Here is a 16,315-nt window from a genome sequence, read left to right on the forward strand (position 1 = left end):
CATGGCCGTTTTTTGATTTCCTTCACTATATCACTGTCTCACTTACATTCAAGGCTTCTCGTACAAAAAACAGCGCACCCTATGATTTGGTGAAATCGTGGCCCAGGATGGTTTTTTGTGTGTACAAATGTCCATTTTTTGTGGGCAACGAGGATGAAAGCTGCATCCTGATGGTGGGTTTATAGGGCTTGGAAGTTCAAAGTATGTGTTAGTGTTTGTGTCAGTGCTGGTATTGGGGATGGTGGCGGTTTGTATTTCAGGGTCAGGAATGGGGATAGCCTTGATCAGGGCCTGCGTATAAGGATGTTTGGGGGACGAGTAGAGTTCTTTTTTGCTGGCTATCTCCACCAGTCCTCCGAGATACATAACCGCTATGCGCTGGCAAAGATACTTGACCACAGCCAGATCGTGGGAAATGAATAAATATGTCAAATTGAACTCTGTTTGCAATCTTTTTAAAAGCTTAAGTATCTGGGCCTGCACAGATACATCCAGGGCAGAGACCGGTTCATCACAGACAATCAGTCTGGGGTTAAGGCTGATGGCCCTGGCTATGGCTATCCTCTGTCTTTGTCCTCCGCTGAATTCATGGGGATAGCGGTTAAGGTGTTCAGATGAAAGGCCCACTTGAGCGGCCAGCTCTAGAACCTTGTCCTGGATATCTTTTGGGGTACCTATTTTGTTGATTTTTAAAGGCTCGGCAATGATATCTTTTACTTTTTGCCGTGGATTTAGCGATGAAAAGGGGTCCTGAAAAATCATCTGTATATCCCGGGGAGAAAATTTTCGGGGCCAGGAAAGTTCCTGGCCATACCAGAAGATTTGACCCTGTGTAGGCCGCTCCAACCCGCAGATGATCTTGCCCAGGGTAGATTTGCCGCACCCGGATTCGCCAACAAGACCAATAGTTTCTCCAGGATAGATATCCAGGTTAATATCCTTGACGGCTTTTAACTCGAGCCTTTTTTTGTTTAAAAGGCCTTTTTTTACCGTGTATATCTTACTGATGTTTTTAAGGGATAATAATGGAGTTGTTGAGTTCATTGAGTTTTTGGTTAAATAGTTAAATAGGTTAATTGGTTTTAGAGCCTGTGGCCGAACCTTTATATCAACTCAATTTCCATGGTTTATTCTAGTCTTGGTTTCTTTCATGCTGCTACAAAGACTTGGACCCATCTAAAGTTTGCTTGCGGACAGAGCATAATGGGATACTTTGGGTAAACAAATATTCTTTTTATTATCGATAGTTATGGTCAATATCGCAAAATATTTAGCCCACTCATCTCGATGCTCTGTTTTTCCGCAAGGTTCATTAAGATTGGGTTACCCAAGCCGTTTGTAATGCATTTCAGAAACCAGGACTTTCAATCAGCGCTTGAGATAGGGTTTGGCCACAGGCTCTTTAATGGTTAAATTGGTTGAAATTCCAATTCACCTTTTAACCTAATTAACCTCTTCGACTCTTAATTTTTATCATTTTACCCTGTCTCGCATTAATAAAGCCAGCATTTAACTTTTCTTGTCTGAGAGTGGGAGAGTAAAGGCGGTTCTTTTTGCTGACAAATGGTTTTTTTAAATTTACACCGGGGATGAAAAGCGCATCCTGGAGGAAGATTAAGCAAATTAGGCACTGAGCCGCGAATAGGAATCAGTTCCTTGTCCTTATCAATCCTGGGAAGAGAATCAAGCAACCCTTGCGTATAGGGATGCAAAGGATCCTTAAAGAGTTCTTTTACCGGACTTTGCTCAACGATTTTTCCTGCATACATTACGTTCACGCGCTGGCATGTGCTGGCTACAAGACCCAGGTCGTGCGTAATTAAAACGGTAGCCGTATTATTGGTCTTTTGCATTTTTTGCAAGAGATTCAGTATCTGGGCCTGGATGGTTACATCCAAAGCAGTTGTTGGTTCGTCGGCCAAAATTATTTTCGGGGAGCAGGAGAGCGCCATGGCAATGACGATTCTCTGGCGCATCCCTCCACTTAGTTGATGGGGAAAATCAAAAAATCTCCTTTCCGGGTCAGGAATGCCCACCTCCTGCATCAATTTTAGAGCCTTTTCTTTGGCTTGGTTCCTGGATAATCCCTGGTGGTATATCAAGGGTTCGCAGAGCTGTTCGCCTATGCGTAAAACCGGGTTTAGTGCGGTCATGGGCTCCTGGAAAATCATGGAGATTTTATTTCCCCGTATTTTTTGCATTTGTTTTTCGCTTAAAAGAAGCAGGTCCTGGCCATTAAATTCAATCTTGCCGTGGACAATTTTGCCAGGAGGCGTTGGCACAAGCCTTAAAATTGACAAGGCAAGCATGCTCTTGCCACAGCCGGATTCTCCTACTAAAGCCAGGGTCTCACCTGGATTCAGGGTGAGAGAGACATCATCTACTGCTTTTGCTATGCCCTGAGATAAGAAAAAATAGGTTTTTAGATTCTTTATTTGCAGCATTTTTTGGTTCGACGTTTGACGTTATTTTGTTAAACTTTCTTAATTCAACATTAAAAATTAAATATTCAACATTAATATATGGGAGTAACACATGCATAAAAATATAGCCATTATCGGCGGTGGGTTGGCCGGATGTGAACTTGCCTGGCAACTTGCCAGATTTGATATCCCCTGTACCATTTTTGAGATGAAGCCGCAAAAATTTTCTCCGGCCCACAAAAGCCCCCTTCTGGCCGAGCTGGTTTGTTCAAATTCTCTGCGATCAGAGGAGCTAACCACGGGCATTGGGCTTTTAAAACATGAGATGGAGCAGTTAAATAGTATTACGCTTCAGGCTGCAAGAGCATGCAGGGTTCCGGCCGGCAAGGCATTGGCCGTGGATAGGGAAAAGTTTTCTGCCTTTATTACCAATGCGATTCAGACCAGAGAAAGTATTCAGGTTAGGATTAAGGAAATTCAAAGCCTGGATGATCCGGAGCTTAAAGAGTACGACTACATAATTATTGCTGCCGGGCCTTTAATCAGTGATCCTTTGGCTGAGGAATTAAGTAAAATAACAGGGGAGGATGGCAAAAATCTTTATTTTTATGACGCCATAGCACCTATTGTGAGCGCGGATTCCATAAACATGGAAAAGGTCTTTTGGGGTGCGCGGTATGCGCCGGACGATAAAGATTATTTGAATTGTCCTTTAACCAAGGAGGAATACTTCCGGTTTTATAAAGAGCTTGTGTCCGCAAAAACTGTTGCGGCCAAGGATTTTGAGCGGGAAATTCATTTTGAGGGCTGTTTGCCTGTCGAGGCCATGGCAGCGCGAGGGGAAATGACTCTGGCTTATGGTCCGCTAAAACCAGTGGGGCTTATTGACCCGCGTACCGGAAAACAGCCTTTTGCCGTGGTCCAGCTAAGGGCTGAAAACCTGGACAAGACTGCCTTTAACCTGGTTGGCTTTCAGACAAAACTCACCTATCCGGAGCAAAAAAGGGTCTTCAGGCTCATTCCGGGCTTAGAGGAGGCAGAGTTTTTGCGCCTTGGGAGCATGCACAGGAATACTTATGTTAATGCACCCAAGGTTTTGACTCCGGAGCTTATGCTTAAAAAAAGGCCAAATGTATTTTTGGCCGGACAGATTACCGGGGTTGAAGGATATCTGGAATCCGCGGCTTGTGGATTGTACCTGGGGCTTCATCTGGCCTTTAAACTTCGCGGGAAAGTATTGCCTGCGCTCCCAAAAGAAACTGCTCTGGGCGCTTTGATGAACCATCTCAGGACGCCGGCAAAAAAATTTCAGCCCTCCAATATCCACTTTGGGCTGTTTCCAGCTTTAAATGTCAGGGCCAAAAAGGCCAAGAGAAAAGAGCTCCATGCCAGGAGAGCACAGGAAAAATTTTCGCAGTGGCTTGAGGAAGTGAGATAGAGACAATCTCATGTCTCTGCCTACGGCGCAGCAAATTCGACTTTTGGCAGTCTCAAATGTGTTGGCATCTTTATCTCTCTTCATATCCCATGGAAGGGAATTTGTCCACATGAACCGTTCGGCCGTCTTTAACCCATGTATGAGAAGGTTGGGAGGCATATCCAGTATCTGCACCTGTCGGAAAAAGTTTAATGCTTTTTTAACCGCAGACCCACGCAGACTAACGCAGACATTCTTGTTCGGCAGACTTTGCCGAACAAAAACCTGACGGCCTTACAGGCTGTGGTTAAGCTTAGTAACTATTACCTTCCAGGTGTGCTGATAGCCGTAGCCGATACAATAAGAGCCGAAATTCAAATATCCTTCCCGGCCTGGAAGGCTGGGACAGCAGCGCGACCGACAAGTCGCCGGGAGCACTTGTCTGGGTCCAACTGCGGTTAAAATATAAGCTTTCATAAATAGCAAGTGCAGATATCGGATGCACCCTCTTCGTACTCCTCTCCCCTTACAAAAATCTTCTTCTCCAAGGAAACATATTTTTTTACAGTCAAAAACGGTCAGGTATCCAGCACTTGTCACATTTATCAATACTGCTCCATGTTTGCTCAGGCCTTTCTGAACGGCTGTCTTCATCTTTTTATGCAATATTTTTAACTCAATAACTATTTTTTGAGCTATTCTTTCAAAGTCCTCCTTAGCTCTCTGTATGGGCAAGACAACAAGCAGGTCTGTCCTTTTCCTTCCGGGTCATATTCACTTAATCTTTCCACCGCTATTAACTATCCGAAGCAAAAAGCTCCGCTGCAAGGGATATAATTTTATAATGTATGATCCAGCACTGATGATGTCTATTCTTGCTGGATTTTTTGAATCCATTATGTCTTATGATAAGTTTTTTTACAAATAATTTAAATAGATTGCATGTGTCTAGACTGCAGTTTATTCTGTATTGATGTCAGGTATTAAGAAATGTTTAAATTAGTGGTTGACAAATTTAGATAGTTGGTTGAGGTATGATGTATAATAGTAATTTTTTTTATTTTTTATTTTTTATTTTCATATAAAAATTTTTATAATAATATGTATAAACGTATTCAAAACTCTTTTTATAACATATCTTATGTGTAATAATTTTTGATAATATTCATAGCGAAAAAGATATGTTGTTCATCGTAGAAATTTTCTTTAATCGCTAATGTTAGTATAGGTGGAATTAATATAAAGTTAAAGTTATCAGTTGTAGTGTCTATAGGTTTGAATTAGTCAGGAGTTATATTTATATTATTGTGGGGATGACCTCCTTATCTCCGAACTTTTGCATACTCTTGTGTAAGGTATATTTATGTTTATGGATTTGGCTACAGGGTTTTAACGGTTTTCACTGTCTTGTCTGGGTATTCTGTGGCAACTATAGCCTATTAACGCTAAAAGATTATCGAGCTGACTTTTTGGGCTGAATTTGGGCGCAGCTTGCCTATACGCCTCGAAAATGACGTTTAGAAAAGGGGGTACCCTGATTACGTCATTCTGAGCGAAGCGAAGAATCTCGTTTGCTACGTTAGAGATTCTTCGGTCGTTTCACTCCCTCAGAATGACGAGGAGTGGGAAATATTTTTGGATTGAAACAACTCGCGGAAACATCACCCTTTGGGCGGCGGATTGAGAAAACGGTTGAGGAAATCAAGGATCACGAAACCAAGGTCAAGATTTACACCTATGTTTACGACAACGAGGATATCATCCTTGAGATTCTGACCAGGTCAAAGGGCAAAAAAATTGAGACCAGCCGGTACATCCACGGCCCTGGTATTGATGAGCCATTGGCCATCGAACAGAACGGCAAGGTTTATTTTTATCATGCCGATGGTCTGGGCAGCATCATCACTCTCAGCGACCACAAAGGCAAGGTGGTGCAGAGTTATGAATATTCTGCCTTTGGCGAATTGAAACACCACGGCAACAAGGTCAAGAACAGTTACACTTATACCGGCAGGGAGTGGGATAAGGAGACAGGGCTATATTTCTACCGGGCGAGGTATTATGAGCCAACTATAGGCCGCTTCATCTCCAAGAATCAAACAGTGTTTGCCGGTGGAGTTAATTTCTATGCTTATGTGTGGTGTTCCGGTTAATAGGGTGGATCTGTGGGGATTATTTAGTGATGGAATGGGCAAAGGTGGAAATTTTTTTGGACATAGTGATTTTTCTGAATTCTTAAGAGTGTTTCATCAAAAAAGTTGAACAGTAAACTGTTTAAATGATATTTTTTAAGGATCGGCTGAGTGATTTTAATATATTGAATTGCTTCAATATTTGGTAGGGTTGTGAGTTGTTTTTGCAAGCTGCGTAACTTCCGGTTGACTAGCTTTTGCGGGAAGTTATTTTTTTCAACATATCTTTTCCAATAATTTTTATAAATTTTAATGTAATATAGTCTGATATATTGCCTGTGCCTTTATTGAATTGTTTCAGCATGGAATGCATTATCGCGTATGCAAGCCACGAGATAACACAAAATATTACAATACTGAAAAAATATTGAAAGCTACTGTTGCGAAACAACCAGGAAAAGCCATGTTCCATAAAATACAGGTTGATGCCAAAAATACCTGTGACAACGGTTAGGGGCAGGAAAACTGCACCCAGTGCTGTTAAGGTATTCATTTTCTGGTTTTCCAGGCGATCCTGTGTCAGGCTGACGTATTCGTAAAGTTCTTTTATTTCTCCCTGGAGCTCTTTTAAGCCGTCCTTTAGATCCATATTTTTTACAGCCATGTCATACATTTCTATGCCCTGGTCTTGAGGAGTGATTTCTGTAAACCAGAGTAGGTTGATGAAGCTGATGTATGCCGCGTGAAGCTCAGATACTTTCTCTGATATTTCTTTTATTTCCGGTTCATCTCTGGTTTTATCTTTGTTTGTTTGCAGATTTTTTAATTTGTGTATCTCATGACTAATTTTTGCCACACGGTCTGAAAACCTGAGCAAGCTGGCGCGTTGGGTTAGAAGGATGGCAGCCATCTGGGCATAGTGCCTGCGCATATGCTCTCGAATTACATTGCAACGAAAATCTGACCTGGGACTCAGGCAAACGAGACTTGTGCGGCTAAGACCATAAAAGGTTCCTTCTGACTCGGTTATCCATCGTGTGTAGGTGCTATCGGTTAGAATTTTTTTGCGTAATTTTTCGTTGGGACAGGTTACAGATTGGCCGTCTGAGAAAATAAATCTAAACCATTTATCAGAAGTTTCATAAGCCAGACCACCATCCTTTGTGGGTTTCACCAGTTCCCGGGCCAGAGAATCAGAGCCGTGCCAGCAGACCACGAACATGCGGTCATCAATAACAGGCTCATAAACCATCTTGCCTTTGTCTTTTTCTTTTGGATTGGTTGTAAAATCGTTGCCTAGCAATTTTTGGATATAGCTAGCCGTTACCAGGTGGTCTTTCTGAAATTCATCTTCTGAAAAGTTTTCAATGACAGGGTCTTCTCCGAGGCCAAAATCTACTTCTATTTTATCTGCCAGGAAGGCTTTTTTTGTACATTTTATGCCACCATCTTCTTCTTTACCCAGAAATTGTGGATAAATGCGTCTGCCATAATCGTTAATTTTGATTATGTCGTCAAAGTTGTGGTAATCATGATTTTCCAGTTCCAGTGCTAAAATACCAACCTGGGTTTCAACGATGCGCAGGCTGATTTTTTTGATTTTAAGTTCATAGATTTCCTGTTTATTATCTTTATTATTAATATAGATTTTAAAGACAGGATTTTCTCCCAGGGGATAGTTGAAATATCTCATAACGCCATTTTGATCCTGGAGGTTGGCCCGATCAAAGATCACGTCCCGCACAAAAGTATGAAAATAAAAAAATTCGCTGTACCTTGCATTGTTATCTTGCGGTGAAAATCCTTTTCTTTCCCATCTATTCTTTAGCAGGCTGTTTTCTACCTTCTCTAGGAAGGAGGCAGAGTTGGCGTCGATTGTAAACGGGAACATAAAAATATGATGAGAGATAACATTCTTTTCGGCCATTAAATTTTTACCTCCTCCTGTAGCTCTTCATCCTGAGCGGTAACTCCTTAGAGCAGCTCGATCAGGCCTTCTGGTCTTTTCAATTTCCTCATTTGCGGCGCATATCTTTCATCGCCCTGATATGGCAGCGGTCATTCATTCGCTAGCATCCGCACCATTTAACCCACACTTTGCGGGATCTTGGACCGTCGAACTCGGCAAAAAAGATTTTTTGCCATGTGCCTAAACAGAGTTGCCCATCCTCTACTATGACCTGCGCGGACGGACCCATGAGACTGGTTTTGATATGGGCATCACTGTTGCCCTCCAAATGTTGGTAGTCGCCACTGTGAGGGATCAGTTTGCGCAAGCTGACGATTATGTCTCGTACCACGGAAGGATCAGCTCCTTCATTGATTGTTATTCCCGCGGTGGTATGTGGACTATAGATGGTCAAGACTCCGTTTGTGTAACCCTTGGATTTTACAAGTCCGGCAATTTCCGCGGTAATGTCTTTTAACTCTTCCCTGGTGTTGGTTTTTACATAAATGATGTCCATTTTTCTCTCTCTCCTTTTTTTGAGCTTTTAGTCTCTAAAGCCTTCTAGCCTCTTTACCTTTTAAAGCTTGTATTCTTTGTAGCACAGGTGGATGTGTATAGTTAAAAAATACATATAGAGGGTGGGGAGTAAGATTGGATAGATTGGATTTGGACAATTTTTTTAAGGCGAAGATTAAATCCTCCGGCGATGTATTTCGAGCCGCAAAGGCATCAGCCTGGAATTCGTGTTTTCTAGAGATAAAGTTTGCCAAAAGGCCTAGAACAAGGGAGATTGGGGGATAGATAAGAGCAAAGGAAAAAATAGCCGCGTAAGTTGAGTGCTGGGAAAAGCCAATGGCCTGGGTTAGCTGTTCATTGTGTATAAAGAGGTTCAAAATAAAAAAGGTCAAGCCAGTCTGGAGAAAAAACATGACCAAGTTTCTGTGGATGTGCTTGTTTTTGAAATGTCCTATTTCATGGGCTAAAATGGCTAGAATCTCTTCATGGCTGTGATTATTTAGTAAAGTATCAAACAGGGCAATGCGTTTATACTTTCCAAAGCCTGTAAAAAAGGCATTGGCCTTTGTTGAACGTTTAGAGCCATCCATGATATAGATGCCTTTCAAGTTAAACCCGCATTTTCGGGCCAGGGCTAATATCTTTTCCTTTAGTTCCACATCCTCAATAGGGGTGAACTTGTTGAAAAGTGGTAGAATAAAGGTTGGGGCCAGATACTGGATGATGAGCATTAAACAGATGGTGGTCAGCCAGCAAAAAAGCCAGGCCCAGGTGGTTAGCTTTTGAAAGAATACAAGAATGGGCCAGAGAAGAAGGCTGCCCAAAATGATGGTCAGGACATAAGCCTTGATTTTGTCCTGGATAAACAAGGACGGGGTCACTTTGTTAAAGCCGAATTTTTCTTCCAGGCCAAAAATTTTGTACAGGTCGAAAGGAAGGTTCAAGACATCGGCTATGATGAAAATTAGCCCGAAAAATAAAAGCCCTGTTAAAGGCTCGGACAGCTCAAAAGAGCGCACAAAGGCATCAAGTTTATTAAATGTGCCGGAGAGAATAACCAAGATGGTTAAGGCCAGGAAGAAAAATGATTCGATAAGTTCTAATTTTGTCGTGGCCTTGGTGTAGGCTTGGGAACGAGCATAGAGTTCCGGATCAAAAATATCTTTAAATTCGGAAGGGAGGGTTGGGTCAAGGCTTTTTAAGTTTAGATAGTTAAGATAGGCATTCAAAATGAAATGCCCAAGGAGTATAAAAATGATTAGAAGAAGATAAAACTCTACTGACATCTGCCCTCCAGATTATTTTTTTCCTAAGTTGAGCGATTTTTAATTTAATTTTACATTAAACACATTGGAGTAAAAGTAGATTTTGAGCCAGCGATTTTCACCCAATGGGTGAGATTGCCACGGACAGCTTCGTTGCCCTCGCAGGTGGCAGGATGTGCGCTATGTCATTGCGAGGAGCGAGCGTGAGCGAAGCGACGAAGCAATCTCAAACTATTTGACGTGAAAAAAATGCAAAATTCAGGTAACATTTAATAACAGTTGAAAGTTGAACAAAAAACATAAACCGATTTAAGGTAGTGCACAAGGGGTATAAAGTGCCAGAACACATTCACCTGTTTTTTGATCAAGCGCTTGCTTTTTTTTTAAAGGGGACCGGAACAAGGGTTAATTATCTTTTAGATCGCCGCGCATCCATCAAGGACATTATCGAGGCGTTAGGTGTTCCGCATACCGAAGTAGGTAAACTGTCCCTTGATCAGGAAGAGATAAATTTTGATTATCTCCCGGAAGGAGGAGAAAAGATCTATGTTTTAGCCCATACTCCTCCTGTTGATGTGACCCGCCCTACTAAATTAAGGCCTGTTCCCTTGTCCGAAGTCAAGTTTATTGTGGATGGCAATATAGGCAAACTGGCCATGCTTTTGCGCATGATGGGCATGGACACACTGTTTGAGCCGAGACTTAGAGATGAAGAGATTGCTCTTTTGGCCCATAAGGATGGACGTATAGTTCTCTCTAGAGATAGGGGGCTCTTAAAAAGAAAAAATATAGTCTATGGACATTTGGTGCAAGCGCTTGATCCGGATAGTCAGTTAAAAGAGGTCGTTCATCTTTTTGGACTAAAACCAAAGCGGCTGTTTTCCCGTTGTCTCAGGTGTAATGAGCTTTTGCAACCCATTGCCAAGGAGAAAATTCTGCATCTTTTGGAGCCAAGGACTAAAAAGTATTTTTACAAGTTTTACCGCTGTCCCGGGTGCTACAAAATCTACTGGCAGGGCTCACATTGGGACAAGATGAAAGATAGGCTGGAGAAGATTGGGATAGAGGTTGAGGATAATTCGTAAGTTTATCCTGTTTTTTGTGGTTGTTTCATGGTCAGAGATCTTACTAAGAGACTATGTTTATTTCCAATCATTTTGCAAGGGGTTGAATCCAACCTAACTGTTGTGGGTATAGTGTTCTATCGGATATTCAGCCGGAACTACCAGCGCGGAACCGTCTTCTGTAAGCGATGAAATAGCACCGTGACCACCGCAGATAAGACATCTTCTCCCGGAAGGCCGTAGCTCCTTGTCCACCTCTTTGGCGATTTCCAAAAGGGCCATCCTCTCCTTGCGTGCGGTATCGCTGTCTACATTTACTGAGGTCATTAGGATCGTGGCCAAAGTGGCGTATTTTTTGCGTTTTTCAGTGAAGCTATCAAAATTAATTAGACTGTCTCCAGTAAAAAGCAGACCGTGTTTTCGGCACAAATAAAAGACATGACCGAATGTATGACCTCCAAGGCTCTCCAGCACCTCAAACTCCAGAGGCCCTACTGAAAAACGTTGGATTACCGGAAAAATATTTTGAAGATCCAGTACTTGGGTTGGAAATATCTCTCGCCTTGTCGGCGGAGTAAAATTGGAAAAGAGGGTAATCAATTTAGTATATACTTCCTCCAGAATGGAAGATTCTATTTTGGAACCATAGGCCCTGTTGGTTCTGTCTATGACCTCTGAAGAGCCCTGGTGCATGTGGGATGGAGCGGAAAAAAAGCCACCTGCGCCGGAGTGGTCCGCGTCTGCGTGTGTTATATATATGTGTTTGAGCTTGCTCAGATCACCAAGTCCATATCTCTGGAGCATGGTGGTTACATCAGGGTGATAGATGCCAAAACCAGTGTCTATCATGGCCATCTCGTCCCCTGCGTTGATTATAAAGATATTTCCGCCGCAGGGGAGCTGGAAGCAGAAAAGTTGTACATCATCGAGGAGCTGAATCCTTTGGACATCCGCATAGAATCCTGCTCCAGTAGTATCCCGCAGGCTTCTTCCCGTGGCCAGGATGCTGTCGAAAACTTTATGAGGATCCTGTCTGAGGTTGGTGAGTTCTTGCACTATGTGGTTAATATCGTAGATGAGCTTGAGCAGAAATGTATCTTCAGCCTCACCGATAATTTCCCGCAGTTCCTGGGCGAACTTGAGGTAAAAGACCGTATTGTCAAGTTGTTTACCCCTGGGATCGTATTCCAGGATTTCGATACGATAATGGTTTTTAAGGTCATTTAGTAACCTGTCTATTACCTTGCTGTTCTCTATGGTTAGGGCCACAGTGACTCTGTCCGGATGCTTGCCCTTTTCGTCAAAGTCCAGAAAGGCGATATTGGCTTTACTTGAGGTGGTATGGTTCAGAAATTCAACAAGTGCACCCGGCCTGTTAGGCAGAAAGATATTAAACTTTAGAAACCCGATAGGCTCCAGTGATTCTTGCAGATAACCGATCCTGTGAAGCTCAGAACGAATGTTCTCGACCGCCTCCTGGCCGTGTACTGTGATTTCAAAAAAGGCAGTGTGGGGGTCAATGCGATCATCATAGTGGATGCGGCTGATGTTGCCCTCATATTTGTGAATGATGTCTGCGGCCCGGTGCAAGGCTCCGGGCCCATTGGGCATGCGGGCGATGAAGCGAAGTTTCATAATCCTACCTTTGTGAAATCCATGATGAGTTATTTTGTCCAAACCGTTTTAAGGAGTTGCTTTCCATTCTTCCGGGGATAGCTTTGCGTCGAGTTATCTTTATTGCATCCTCTCAAAAGCCGGCCTGGGAAATTAATGCCAATAATAGCCTCTTTATTCGTTTCAACTGCCCCGGTTTAATAGACAGATGTCCGATAAACTTTAAACTGTAACTATACAATTTCAATAATCAAGCTTTTTAACCCAAAGTTTAATGAAAGAAAACTGCCTTTTTATTCGGTTTAAATATGGGTGGCCAAAATAAACCTTTATATCAACTTAATTTCCATGGTGCGCATCCGATGGCTGCACTTTGGTTGAGGAAAGGGAGTTGGTGAGTGGTTGAGTAGGTGAATAGGGATTTAGCCGGGCGTATCCGACAAGTGCACTGGTGCCTCCTCGGTTAATTTTTGAATCTCTCGCCGGTCCCGTTGGTCGCTAGAGCCACCGAGACACAGAGGTTCTTGCTGCCTGCCAGAGCTGGGCATACAGCAGAAACCTTCCTGAGCTATGCTCAGGAAAAGGGGTTTTATGGCTAGGTTTACTAAGTAGATGTAAGCTTTTATTTGGCGTAAAAAATACAAGGATATTTTCATTGGCTCAATCAGCCCATAGGGTTGGCATCTTTTCCTTGCCAGGCCTCGCTGGCAGGGAAAAGAAAACTCCGTGCCTCAGCGTCTCTAGTGAGCGAAGCGAACGGGCGAGAGAGATTATTTTTTTACGAAAAGATATGCTGCCAGGCAAAAGAGAATGAGGGCAAAGACTTTTTTGAAATTCGCAGTGGAGATGTGCTCAACCAGCCGTGCCCCGATTTGGGCACCAATGATCCCTCCAATACCAAGAACAACGCCTAGTTTATAATCAACATTAGCCAGTTTATTGTGTGCAATCAGGGCTGAGATTGAGATGATAACGATACCAAGGAACGATGTCCCCACTGCCTTTTGTGCAGAATAGCCAAGGAAGAGTAACAGTGGAACCATCAGAAAACCGCCTCCTAATCCGGTAAACGAGGCTCCGATTCCTACCAGAATTCCACTGACAAGCATTACCAATATTTGGACATTCATCATTACGCACCCTTAAGTTTGGTTATGTTTGCACTGTATATTATCATTTCAGGAGAGGCCAAACCTCCCCGCTGCTTTTGGAAAGCAGTGATAATTCCTTTATAGTAGTCAATGGTAGATTCCGGCCCCAGCCCACCTATAATTCCAATTTTTTTCATACAATACCTCTAATAAATATATTTTAACCTATTTTTTTATCTACTTGCCAGCGCAGTTGATAAAAAAGTAAGGATATCCCCATAGCATTGCTCAGGGTGTTCAACCATAGGCCAGTGACTACCTTTCCCAAAACATTTATTCGGGATTGATTTTTTTCTTATGAAATCCTGTGTTGCTTCTGGTGTGCTCTCTGTTCCCCAATAGTAGAGTTTGGCGCAATCGAGAGAGGCAAATTCTTGGCCTGATTTGCGGGCTTCACTATGCGCCGCTGCGGACTTGCCCCATCCTAGCAAGGCGACAGGTTGAGCAAAGCAAATGCTTGCAAAATATCTTTGAAGAGCTGGTGTGTTTCCGGCTTTCTCATAAATGTGTGACAATAAATTTTTGTGAAACTTATCAGCGTCTTCGTAGTCCCTTGCCATACCAGAAAAATAAGCGTCTTCGCGGGTTAGATTCCCTTCGATATTAAAAAATCCTATTGCTTGACTTTTTAATTCCTGACAAATCCATGTGCCAATTATTGAACCTAAGGAGTGAGCAACGATAAATATTTTATTATTCTTTGAAATAGTTGCTAATACCCTCAATATGAGTTCTTTTGAATTTTCAAGAGAAACTGCGCTGGTTTGCAGAGGACTTGCACCAAATCCAGGAAAGTCTGGGATGTAAATATTGAAGTTGTTTCTGAGTGGTGATGAAAATGTCTCTATAAAGCTAAGCCCTGATTCCCCGAATCCATGAAAAAACCATACATCACCTTTTAAATTTTGAGTTGTAGAACTTCTAATAAAAATATTGTTTAGTGTTATTATAGTATGATTCAACATCATGATTCATAGTGCAGGAACATTAGAGTTCAGCAGCGATCGATTCTATGTCTTGATTCTGATTGGCTAGGCAAGCATTATATTTTTAATGATTCCTGCCTCTGTTGTTCCATACGTATCTTAGAGGGTATAATTTCGTCTTCACCGCATGTGATATTCCATGCCTTAACTACTCCCTTTTGAGTAGTATCGTCAAGATGTAGCAGCCATGGTGACCTTTTTTAGATGATATCTAGAAGAAACAATTTTTTGTTGGACTGCTAGACAAGTGGCCTTCAACCTCAGTTTAAGGAATGGAAATGATATTGGACAATATGGATTGAAAATCCAAATATCATAGTCTGAACATAGAGATTTACAATTTGGGAAATGGAAATATTTGATTTACTTTTTTGCAATATTCAGAAAACCTTTCTCCAAAGGTTTCTTTAAGAAAATTTTCTTCTTTTGAAATAAAAATTTTAAAAAGAATATAGGAGATAATTGTTGAAACAAGACTATACCCGTTGTTAATAATAATCGAGACCCCGGGAAGAATGAAAAAGATATGGCCACAATAGATGGGATTTCTGGTTAATGAATAAAGTCCTTCTGTCGCCAATGTGTTCGATTCGCGTGCTTTTTTGATTTGATATGCTCCCAGTACGACAAATAATGCGCCAATGGAACATAAGGTTCCACCCAAAAAGATAGTTAAAAAGCCTTGTTGAAACAAGGGGATACTATACGGTATTTGGGCTGTAATGATGAGAGCCAAATAGCCTGGGATAATAATTACAGGGCCAGTTCCCAAAAAGGATTGTTTTTTCATAATCTTGAGCTTAGCTGGTCGGGGAAAAGTTCTCAGGCTTTCTCATGTCCGGTTTAAAGTGTTTAGATAAGGTTCCTTAATTATGATAGGTAAAAAGCTCTAAATTATGCGTTAGAGTCAGTTCCATGAAAACAGCGTCTTCAATCGGATTATATCGATAAGGAGGAATCTCTCTAAAACCAAGAGATTCGTATAGCATCCTGGCCTTTTCCATTGACGGAACCGTATCTATGCGCATGCGGTTGTAACCAATTCCCCGAGCCTCTTTAACAATGCGTTTTGCAAGGGCTCTTCCAACACCTAGGCCACGAAACTGTGGTCTGACATATAGTCTTTTCATCTCGCATATATCATCTGTCAAGTTTTTTAGCGCCACGCATCCGGCTACCCGCCATTGACGTGTGGCAATCAGCAAACGGCCTTCTGGCGTAGCATAGTGGCCAGGAAGATTGGCTAACTCCTTTTTAAAGTCCTGAAAATCTAGTTCGAAACCTAATGTGGACGAATATTCATCAAAAAGTCTTCGAATTTCCTTAAGATTTTCGCCTTTAGTGGCATTAATGATTTGAATCATGGGTTCTTCTTCTGAGGTTCCTAGTTTGATTTTAAATTCGCCCGCCCCAAAATCCTCCAATTTATGAAAGCTTATATCTCAACTTTCGGAGTTAATTTACGAGCACATTTTCTTCAATGCTAACAAAGACTTGGACACATCTAAGGCTCGCTTGCGGGCTGTGCATAAAGGGGTTTATTAGTGAAATATTACTTTGTGCCATTCTGTATTTATGATGTATCTCGATATGTTGGTTAAACAGTCTCCCTATGCACAGCTTTACCGCAAGCTTCGCCAAGATATGTTACCCAACCCATTTGTAATGCATTTCCGAAAATGCGCTCTTCGAGAACGTAGAAATAGCAAGGGTTTTAATAAGTCAGCAACTGTGTTTTTTGTCAATAGTTAATGGTTAAAATTTATTGGTTAGTTTATTTTGTTTTCAAGAACAATTTT

15 protein-coding genes are annotated in these 16,315 nt (G+C 42.0%); 3 read left to right on the top strand and 12 right to left on the bottom strand.

What is annotated here, in order from left to right; genetic code table 11:
• Nucleotides 1–48: 48 nt before the first annotated feature.
• Nucleotides 49–1,044, bottom strand: coding sequence for an ABC transporter ATP-binding protein (locus KFV02_RS04755; protein WP_252380392.1), 996 nt, complete (start codon nucleotides 1,042–1,044; stop codon nucleotides 49–51).
• Between the two features lie 449 nt (nucleotides 1,045–1,493).
• Nucleotides 1,494–2,444 (bottom strand): ABC transporter ATP-binding protein, encoded by a 951-nt coding sequence (locus tag KFV02_RS04760; protein WP_252380393.1) that lies wholly within the window; start codon nucleotides 2,442–2,444, stop codon nucleotides 1,494–1,496.
• Nucleotides 2,445–2,535: 91 nt separating this feature from the next.
• Between KFV02_RS04760 and trmFO the strand changes: the two genes are divergently transcribed.
• Nucleotides 2,536–3,861: a methylenetetrahydrofolate--tRNA-(uracil(54)-C(5))-methyltransferase (FADH(2)-oxidizing) TrmFO gene (gene trmFO, locus KFV02_RS04765; RefSeq protein WP_252380394.1), complete on the top strand. Its 1,326-nt coding sequence runs from the start codon at nucleotides 2,536–2,538 to the stop codon at nucleotides 3,859–3,861.
• A gap of 273 nt (nucleotides 3,862–4,134) precedes the next feature.
• On the opposite strand, the gene KFV02_RS04770 is transcribed toward trmFO, so the two are convergent.
• Nucleotides 4,135–4,494, bottom strand: a complete 360-nt coding sequence (locus KFV02_RS04770) for a hypothetical protein (RefSeq protein ID WP_252380395.1) — start codon at nucleotides 4,492–4,494, stop codon at nucleotides 4,135–4,137.
• Between the two features lie 968 nt (nucleotides 4,495–5,462).
• On the opposite strand from KFV02_RS04770, the gene KFV02_RS11495 reads away from it, so the two are divergent.
• Nucleotides 5,463–5,993 (top strand): RHS repeat domain-containing protein, encoded by a 531-nt coding sequence (locus KFV02_RS11495; RefSeq protein WP_252380396.1) that lies wholly within the window; start codon nucleotides 5,463–5,465, stop codon nucleotides 5,991–5,993.
• A 229-nt stretch (nucleotides 5,994–6,222) separates the two neighbouring features.
• Here the strand turns inward: KFV02_RS11495 and KFV02_RS04780 are convergent, their stop codons facing one another.
• The 3 genes from KFV02_RS04780 to KFV02_RS04790 all read right to left on the bottom strand — a co-directional run bounded on the left by KFV02_RS04780 (nucleotide 6,223) and on the right by KFV02_RS04790 (nucleotide 9,722).
• Complete coding sequence (locus KFV02_RS04780) at nucleotides 6,223–7,899, bottom strand: CorA family divalent cation transporter (protein ID WP_252380397.1); 1,677 nt, start codon at nucleotides 7,897–7,899, stop codon at nucleotides 6,223–6,225.
• 142 nt (nucleotides 7,900–8,041) lie between these two features.
• Entirely contained in the window at nucleotides 8,042–8,437 is a 396-nt protein-coding gene (locus KFV02_RS04785) for a secondary thiamine-phosphate synthase enzyme YjbQ (protein ID WP_252380398.1), read from the bottom strand.
• A 34-nt stretch (nucleotides 8,438–8,471) separates the two neighbouring features.
• Nucleotides 8,472–9,722 carry a M48 family metallopeptidase gene (locus tag KFV02_RS04790; RefSeq protein ID WP_252380399.1) on the bottom strand — a complete coding sequence of 417 codons (1,251 nt, stop codon included), beginning with the start codon at nucleotides 9,720–9,722 and terminating at the stop codon, nucleotides 8,472–8,474.
• Nucleotides 9,723–10,036: 314 nt separating this feature from the next.
• Between KFV02_RS04790 and KFV02_RS04795 the strand changes: the two genes are divergently transcribed.
• Entirely contained in the window at nucleotides 10,037–10,786 is a 750-nt protein-coding gene (locus tag KFV02_RS04795; RefSeq protein ID WP_252380400.1) for a Mut7-C ubiquitin/RNAse domain-containing protein, read from the top strand.
• A gap of 93 nt (nucleotides 10,787–10,879) precedes the next feature.
• Here the strand turns inward: KFV02_RS04795 and KFV02_RS04800 are convergent, their stop codons facing one another.
• The 6 genes from KFV02_RS04800 to KFV02_RS04825 all read right to left on the bottom strand — a co-directional run bounded on the left by KFV02_RS04800 (nucleotide 10,880) and on the right by KFV02_RS04825 (nucleotide 15,880).
• Nucleotides 10,880–12,400, bottom strand: a complete 1,521-nt coding sequence (locus KFV02_RS04800) for an MBL fold metallo-hydrolase (RefSeq protein ID WP_252380401.1) — start codon at nucleotides 12,398–12,400, stop codon at nucleotides 10,880–10,882.
• 749 nt (nucleotides 12,401–13,149) lie between these two features.
• Entirely contained in the window at nucleotides 13,150–13,512 is a 363-nt protein-coding gene (locus KFV02_RS04805) for a sulfite exporter TauE/SafE family protein (protein ID WP_252380402.1), read from the bottom strand.
• Nucleotides 13,512–13,667, bottom strand: a complete 156-nt coding sequence (locus KFV02_RS04810; protein ID WP_252380403.1) for a hypothetical protein — start codon at nucleotides 13,665–13,667, stop codon at nucleotides 13,512–13,514. The genes KFV02_RS04805 and KFV02_RS04810 overlap by 1 nt, the downstream gene beginning before the upstream one ends.
• Nucleotides 13,668–13,703: 36 nt before the next feature.
• On the bottom strand, nucleotides 13,704–14,498 hold the full coding sequence (locus KFV02_RS04815; RefSeq protein ID WP_252380404.1) for an alpha/beta fold hydrolase: 795 nt from the start codon (nucleotides 14,496–14,498) through the stop codon (nucleotides 13,704–13,706).
• A 352-nt stretch (nucleotides 14,499–14,850) separates the two neighbouring features.
• Nucleotides 14,851–15,306, bottom strand: a complete 456-nt coding sequence (locus KFV02_RS04820) for a methyltransferase family protein (protein ID WP_252380405.1) — start codon at nucleotides 15,304–15,306, stop codon at nucleotides 14,851–14,853.
• 76 nt (nucleotides 15,307–15,382) lie between these two features.
• Complete coding sequence (locus tag KFV02_RS04825; protein ID WP_252380406.1) at nucleotides 15,383–15,880, bottom strand: GNAT family N-acetyltransferase; 498 nt, start codon at nucleotides 15,878–15,880, stop codon at nucleotides 15,383–15,385.
• Nucleotides 15,881–16,315 lie beyond the last annotated feature (435 nt).

The organism is Desulfovulcanus ferrireducens, assembly GCF_018704065.1.
GTDB lineage: Bacteria > Desulfobacterota > Desulfovibrionia > Desulfovibrionales > Desulfonatronovibrionaceae > Desulfovulcanus > Desulfovulcanus ferrireducens.

Excerpts from the sequence above, each read along its gene's own strand:
- KFV02_RS04785 (WP_252380398.1), bottom strand. The coding sequence starts at position 8,437 with ATGGACATCATTTATGTAAAAACCAACACCAGGGAAGAGTTAAAAGAC.
- KFV02_RS04755 (WP_252380392.1), bottom strand. The coding sequence starts at position 1,044 with ATGAACTCAACAACTCCATTATTATCCCTTAAAAACATCAGTAAGATA.
- KFV02_RS04770 (WP_252380395.1), bottom strand. The coding sequence starts at position 4,494 with ATGAAGACAGCCGTTCAGAAAGGCCTGAGCAAACATGGAGCAGTATTG.
- KFV02_RS04800 (WP_252380401.1), bottom strand. The coding sequence starts at position 12,400 with ATGAAACTTCGCTTCATCGCCCGCATGCCCAATGGGCCCGGAGCCTTG.
- KFV02_RS04805 (WP_252380402.1), bottom strand. The coding sequence starts at position 13,512 with ATGATGAATGTCCAAATATTGGTAATGCTTGTCAGTGGAATTCTGGTA.
- KFV02_RS04815 (WP_252380404.1), bottom strand. The coding sequence starts at position 14,498 with ATGATGTTGAATCATACTATAATAACACTAAACAATATTTTTATTAGA.
- KFV02_RS04790 (WP_252380399.1), bottom strand. The coding sequence starts at position 9,722 with ATGTCAGTAGAGTTTTATCTTCTTCTAATCATTTTTATACTCCTTGGG.
- trmFO (WP_252380394.1), top strand. The coding sequence starts at position 2,536 with ATGCATAAAAATATAGCCATTATCGGCGGTGGGTTGGCCGGATGTGAA.
- KFV02_RS04810 (WP_252380403.1), bottom strand. The coding sequence starts at position 13,667 with ATGAAAAAAATTGGAATTATAGGTGGGCTGGGGCCGGAATCTACCATT.
- KFV02_RS04820 (WP_252380405.1), bottom strand. The coding sequence starts at position 15,306 with ATGAAAAAACAATCCTTTTTGGGAACTGGCCCTGTAATTATTATCCCA.
- KFV02_RS04825 (WP_252380406.1), bottom strand. The coding sequence starts at position 15,880 with ATGATTCAAATCATTAATGCCACTAAAGGCGAAAATCTTAAGGAAATT.
- KFV02_RS04760 (WP_252380393.1), bottom strand. The coding sequence starts at position 2,444 with ATGCTGCAAATAAAGAATCTAAAAACCTATTTTTTCTTATCTCAGGGC.
- KFV02_RS04780 (WP_252380397.1), bottom strand. The coding sequence starts at position 7,899 with ATGGCCGAAAAGAATGTTATCTCTCATCATATTTTTATGTTCCCGTTT.